At 49.8% G+C, this 5,394-nt stretch carries 5 protein-coding genes; 3 read left to right on the top strand and 2 right to left on the bottom strand.

The window, feature by feature from the left end; genetic code table 11:
* Nucleotides 1-536, bottom strand: a 536-nt coding sequence (locus B7992_RS15890) for a class I tRNA ligase family protein (RefSeq protein WP_254917748.1), incomplete at its 3' end; no start/stop codon positions are given.
* Between the two features lie 198 nt (nucleotides 537-734).
* Here B7992_RS15890 and B7992_RS15885 point away from each other — a divergent pair.
* The gene (locus tag B7992_RS15885; protein ID WP_083539586.1) at nucleotides 735-1,454 is read left to right on the top strand and encodes a homing endonuclease associated repeat-containing protein; all 720 of its coding nucleotides are present in this window, start codon (nucleotides 735-737) and stop codon (nucleotides 1,452-1,454) included.
* 232 nt (nucleotides 1,455-1,686) lie between these two features.
* Here B7992_RS15885 and B7992_RS15880 read toward each other — a convergent pair whose 3' ends face one another.
* On the bottom strand, nucleotides 1,687-4,434 hold the full coding sequence (locus tag B7992_RS15880) for a valine--tRNA ligase (RefSeq protein WP_088666779.1): 2,748 nt from the start codon (nucleotides 4,432-4,434) through the stop codon (nucleotides 1,687-1,689).
* 319 nt (nucleotides 4,435-4,753) lie between these two features.
* Between B7992_RS15880 and B7992_RS15875 the strand changes: the two genes are divergently transcribed.
* Nucleotides 4,754-5,191: a (deoxy)nucleoside triphosphate pyrophosphohydrolase gene (locus B7992_RS15875; protein WP_073155953.1), complete on the top strand. Its 438-nt coding sequence runs from the start codon at nucleotides 4,754-4,756 to the stop codon at nucleotides 5,189-5,191.
* 16 nt (nucleotides 5,192-5,207) lie between these two features.
* Nucleotides 5,208-5,394: hypothetical protein (locus B7992_RS16465; protein ID WP_141100509.1), on the top strand; the 187-nt coding region annotated here is incomplete at its 3' end.

Genomic DNA, 5,394 nt, shown 5'->3' with positions numbered 1-5,394 from the left:
ATTTCTGCAGCCGGGTCAAGGATACCTTCCAGCGGGATGAAGAGCTCGCCACCGGGCACAACAGCAGAGGCGCTGAACTTGGGCTTTGCGGCCTTCACGCCAACGGTAATGCTTTCGATGCCACCAAGTTCGGTAATGATGGCGAGGCATGCATTGACGGACTGTTCGGTTGCGGCGTCATCCACAGAGACAACTGCCTTCAGCTTGGTTGCCGGAGATACGCTGTAACGGCCACGGACACCGCGAACGGCTTCCACCACGGCGAATGCCTGGTCGAAGGCGGCTTCAATGTCCTTGTTGATGAGAGATTCATCAGCAGTGGGCCAGGGGCGGCTGATCACCATTTCGGAACCCTGGAACAGGATGCTGTTCAGTTCTTCAGTAATGAAGGGCATCACCGGGTGGAGAAGGTCCAGCACGTTCTTCAGCACGTAGCTGAGAATGGCCATAGCATTCTTCTTTTCGGCGGTGAGGGTTTCGCTGTTGATCACAGCCTTCTTGATTTCCAGGTACTGGCTGCAAACGTCATCCCACACGAAGAATTCTGTTTTTATGGGCGTTCCCTTGCTTACGCAAGGCCGGGCTATATTTTAGGGGCTGCCGTCTGCGCTTCGCTTATCGCCAACCTCCTAAAACGGAGCCTTGCATCGCAAGTCTCCGCCCCAAGGGGTCACTATCCCTAACGCATTTTTTTTATTTTAAATATAAGTGCAATCTAAAAGTGGAACGTTCTTATGCCGTTTACTGATGATATAGAAAATCTGTTTGTTTTAAGCGATTATAAAAGAAATACGCCGGATGAAGACCTTATTGCCGATGTAAAGAAAGTTGCCATACAACTAGAAAAAAATACAGTAACGATAGCAGAATATGAGCTGTATGGAACGTTCCATCCAAGTACGCTACAAAGAAGATTTGGTTCCTGGTTTAAAGTTATGGAAGTGTGTAATTTAGATGCTAGTCGGAGTTGTTTGAACATTTCAGAAGAAAAATTATTTTCGAATTTAGAGAAGGTTTGGACTAGTTTAGGACGACAACCGAAATATTGTGAAATGAGAAAACCTCTTTCAGAATATTCTGTCGGCACATATGAAAAAAGGTTTGGCAGTTTTCGAAGTGCTTTGAAGCAATTTGTGGAATATGTGTCTAGCGGAATTGAAAATAAATCTAAAGATAACGAATCTAACTGCAAAGTTAAGAAACTTTCAAAAGAAAATGAAGAAGTTGTTCATAAAACGAAAAGAAATATTTCTGATAGATTACGTTTTCAGATATTGATGAGAGATGGTTTTACTTGTAAAACTTGTGGTCGAAGTCCTGTAACAGAATTGGGGGTAAAATTACATGTAGACCATATAATTCCGTGGTCGAAGGGGGGAGAAACCATTGCCGATAATTTGGAGACGAAATGCGAACAATGCAATCTTGGCAAAGGTAATGCTTTTGATTGCTGAGAATTCAACTGTTTTTTTGTGAATAAAAGAAGAGTCCTGTTAATAGGACTCTTCTTTTATCAAATGGATTATACCTTAAGTAGCTTTCTTGACCTTTAAGGTTTTTGTCTAGAAAATTATCGCAAGTCCTGCAGAGCAGTTTGTACATTCGCTACGCTCATGTACCAAGTACTAGCCTCGGTCATGGACAAATGAATTTGTCCGCGACACTCGGCTTACGTACTTGTCGTTCTTACTTCAATTCAGCTAGAGCCTTCTCATTCTTAGCAATAATGTCCTGCTGCGTTGCAAGTTTTACCTTCTCAGCATTAACGACTGCTTCGGGTGCTCCATTGACGAATTTTTCATTCGACAATTTACGCTCGATGCTAGCAGCAAAGCTCTTGGCCTTTTCGATTTCCTTTTCGAGGCGTGCGATTTCTGCAGCCGGGTCAAGGATACCTTCCAGCGGGATGAAGAGCTCGCCACCGGGCACAACAGCAGAGGCGCTGAACTTGGGCTTTGCGGCCTTCACGCCAACGGTAATGCTTTCGATGCCACCAAGTTCGGTAATGATGGCGAGGCATGCATTGACGGACTGTTCGGTTGCGGCGTCATCCACAGAGACAACTGCCTTCAGCTTGGTTGCCGGAGATACGCTGTAACGGCCACGGACACCGCGAACGGCTTCCACCACGGCGAATGCCTGGTCGAAGGCGGCTTCAATGTCCTTGTTGATGAGAGATTCATCAGCAGTGGGCCAGGGGCGGCTGATCACCATTTCGGAACCCTGGAACAGGATGCTGTTCAGTTCTTCAGTGATGAAGGGCATTACCGGGTGGAGAAGGTCAAGGACGTTCTTCAGCACGTAGCTGAGGATTGCCATGGCGTTCTTCTTTTCGGCGGTGAGAGTTTCGCTGTTGATCACTGCCTTCTTGATTTCAAGGTACTGGCTGCAAACGTCATCCCACACGAAGCGGTAGAGGAAGCCGGCCAGTTCTGCGAAGTGGTATTCTTCCAGCATGCGGGTGGCATCCTTGATGGTGGTCTGCAAACGGCTGAGGATCCACTTGTCTTCCAGTGCGAACAAATTCTTGTCCATGGGAAGTTCAGCGGCAAGAGCGCCAGCCTGTTCAAGCTGCGGGTAGAGGAAGCGGCAAGCGTTCCAAATCTTGTTAGAGAAGTTACGACCGATTTCGAACTTTTCGGAAGTGTTGATTTCGGTACCGTCTTCCTGCTTTTCCTTCTTCACCGGCAGACGGACGTCCTGGTTGTCGGTGCAGAGGCTGGCCATCACGAAGCGGAGCGCGTCGGTACCGTACTTGCGTTCGATGTCCATGGGGTCCACACCGTTACCCTTGGACTTACTCATGGTCATGCCATTGCCGTCCAGGATCTTCGGGTGGATGTAAACAGTGTGGAACGGGATTGTACCCATGTTTTCCTGGCTGAACAGCACCATGCGAGCCACCCAGAGGGTGATGATGTCGCGGCTGGTCACCAGCACGGAAGTGGGGTAGTACTTCTTGAGAGTGTCGGTGTTTTCCGGCCAACCCATGGTAGAGTGGGGCCAGAGGCCACTGGAGAACCAGGTGTCCAGAACGTCGTCTTCCTGCTTGAGAACGTGACCCGGAACTGCGTCTTCTGCAAGGTTTTCTTCCTGAGAGCAGACCAAGTAGCCGCCGTTTTCTGCCTTGTAGAAGAAGATGTCTTCGCGGTTGCCGAATACGGCCTTCAGTTCTTCTTCGCTTGCGTCGGTGTGCCAGATAGGAATGCGGTGGCCCCACCAGAGCTGACGGCTAATGCACCAGTCGCGCTTTTCGCCCAGCCAGTCCAGGTACTTGTTGGCGTAACGTTCAGGGATAATCTTGATTTCACCGGACTTCACGGCGTTCATTGCGTTTTCTGCAAGAACGTCCATCTTCACGAACCACTGGTCGCTGAGGTACGGTTCAATAACAGTCTTGGAACGGTCAGAGTGGCCCACGTCCATTTCGTGGTCTTCCACCTTGATGAGGAGGCCAAGTTCTTCGAGGCCTGCCACAACGGCGTCGCGGGCAGCCTGACCCTTAAGGCCCTGGAACTTGCCAGCGTTTTCGTTCAAGGTACCGTCGTCGTTCATGATGTTGATCATGGGGAGCTTGTGACGGAGGCCGGTTGCATAGTCGTTGGGGTCATGAGCCGGAGTCACCTTCACGGAACCGGTACCGAAGTCCTTGTCCACGAGGATGGCGTCTGCAATCACGGGAATTTCGCGATCAACGAAGGGAACCTTCAGCATCTTGCCGATGAACTGTGCATAGCGTTCGTCGCTGGGGTGCACGGCAAGAGCGGTATCGCCCATGATGGTTTCGGGACGGGTGGTAGAAACGGGAATAAAGCCCGAACCGTCGGCCAGAGGATACTTGAAGGTCCAGAAGTGACCCTTCACATGTTCGTAGTAGATTTCGTCGTCGGCAACGGCGGTCTGGAGCTTGGTATCCCAGTTCACCAGACGCTTGCCGCGGTAGATGAGGCCCTTCTTGAACAGGTTGAAGAATGCGTGGCGAACAGCCTTGGCACAGATGGGGTCCAAGGTGAAGCGCTGACGGCTCCAGTCGCAGCTCACGCCAAGGCTCTTCAGCTGCTTGGTGATGCGGGCTTCGTATTCTTCCTTCCACTTCCAGATGCGTTCAACGAGAGCGTCGCGGCCAATGTCGTGACGGGTCTTGTGTTCGTCCTGGAACAGGCGCTTTTCCACAACGGCCTGAGTAGCGATACCGGCGTGGTCCGTACCCGAAATCCACAGGGTGTCGCGACCGGTCTTACGGCGGTAGCGTACCAAAATATCCTGAAGGGTGTCGTTGAGAGCGTGGCCCAGGTGCAGGGCGCCGGTCACGTTAGGAGGCGGAATGACGACAGAGAACGGTTCGCCCTTACCGCTAGGTGCAAAGCTATTTTTTTCAGCCCAGGTCTCATGCCAGCGGGCTTCAACTTCTGAAGAATTATAACGTGTTTCCATAATACCTATTTCCACAAATAATTTCTTAATGCGGGCAAATTTAGATAATATCGCGTTTTTTGACATTAATGGCTGCACGTCATAAGCACAAAAATCCCTCCTAGAATAAGAAGAAATGGAATGACCTTGATTAATAAGGTGATCAGGCAGGCGTCTTCGGCGCTGCCAGCTCCGAGTAATGTTAGAATCCCAAGGACAATAAGGAATGTAGTAAGCATTGTGTCCCACCTTTTTTCTAAAAAAATAATTTGATTTGAATGACATATTTTGTCATTTTATAAATCTTGTAGTAAAGACAGAAAAAATCTATTTTTAACGCATGAAAACAATAGAAGTTGTAGCTGGCGTTATTCGTAAGATGGAACAGGACGGTTCCATAAAATTTTTTGCAACCCAGCGTGGTTACGGAGAGCAAAAGGGCGGGTGGGAATTCCCGGGTGGAAAAATGGAACCTGGCGAAACTCCTGAGCAGGCCCTGGTCCGCGAACTGAAAGAGGAACTGGCAATAGATGTGAAGGTGGGGGAGTTTATTACCACGGTTGAATTTGACTACCCCAAGTTCCACTTGACCATGCATTGTTTCTTCTGCGAAATCCTTGACGGGAATATTACTTTGTTGGAACACGAGGCGGCTAGGTGGCTTTCCCGTGGGGAACTTCGGGACGTGGGCTGGCTCCCTGCCGACAAACTCAAGCAGGGCGGCTACCTGGTGCTGCGCAACGGCAACGTGATTCTCAACTGGCAGATTTTCAAATAAAAAAAGATGGATCGAGATGAAACTTAAGTTGGTTTGTCTATTCTCAATTTTGCTTGCGGCCTTTTCCCTTACCTCTTGCATATTCGACGACGAGGGTGAAAGCTGGAGCGCCGAGAAGGTGTGCCCCGACATCGGCACGAACGCCTACGGCATGCCGAACCGCGGCACTTTCACCGACGAACGCGACGGCCGCGTTTACAAGT

The organism is Fibrobacter sp. UWH1, assembly GCF_002210365.1.
In the GTDB taxonomy this organism is placed as follows: Bacteria; Fibrobacterota; Fibrobacteria; order Fibrobacterales; family Fibrobacteraceae; genus Fibrobacter.
This window is presented reverse-complemented; position numbering and strand designations above follow the sequence as displayed.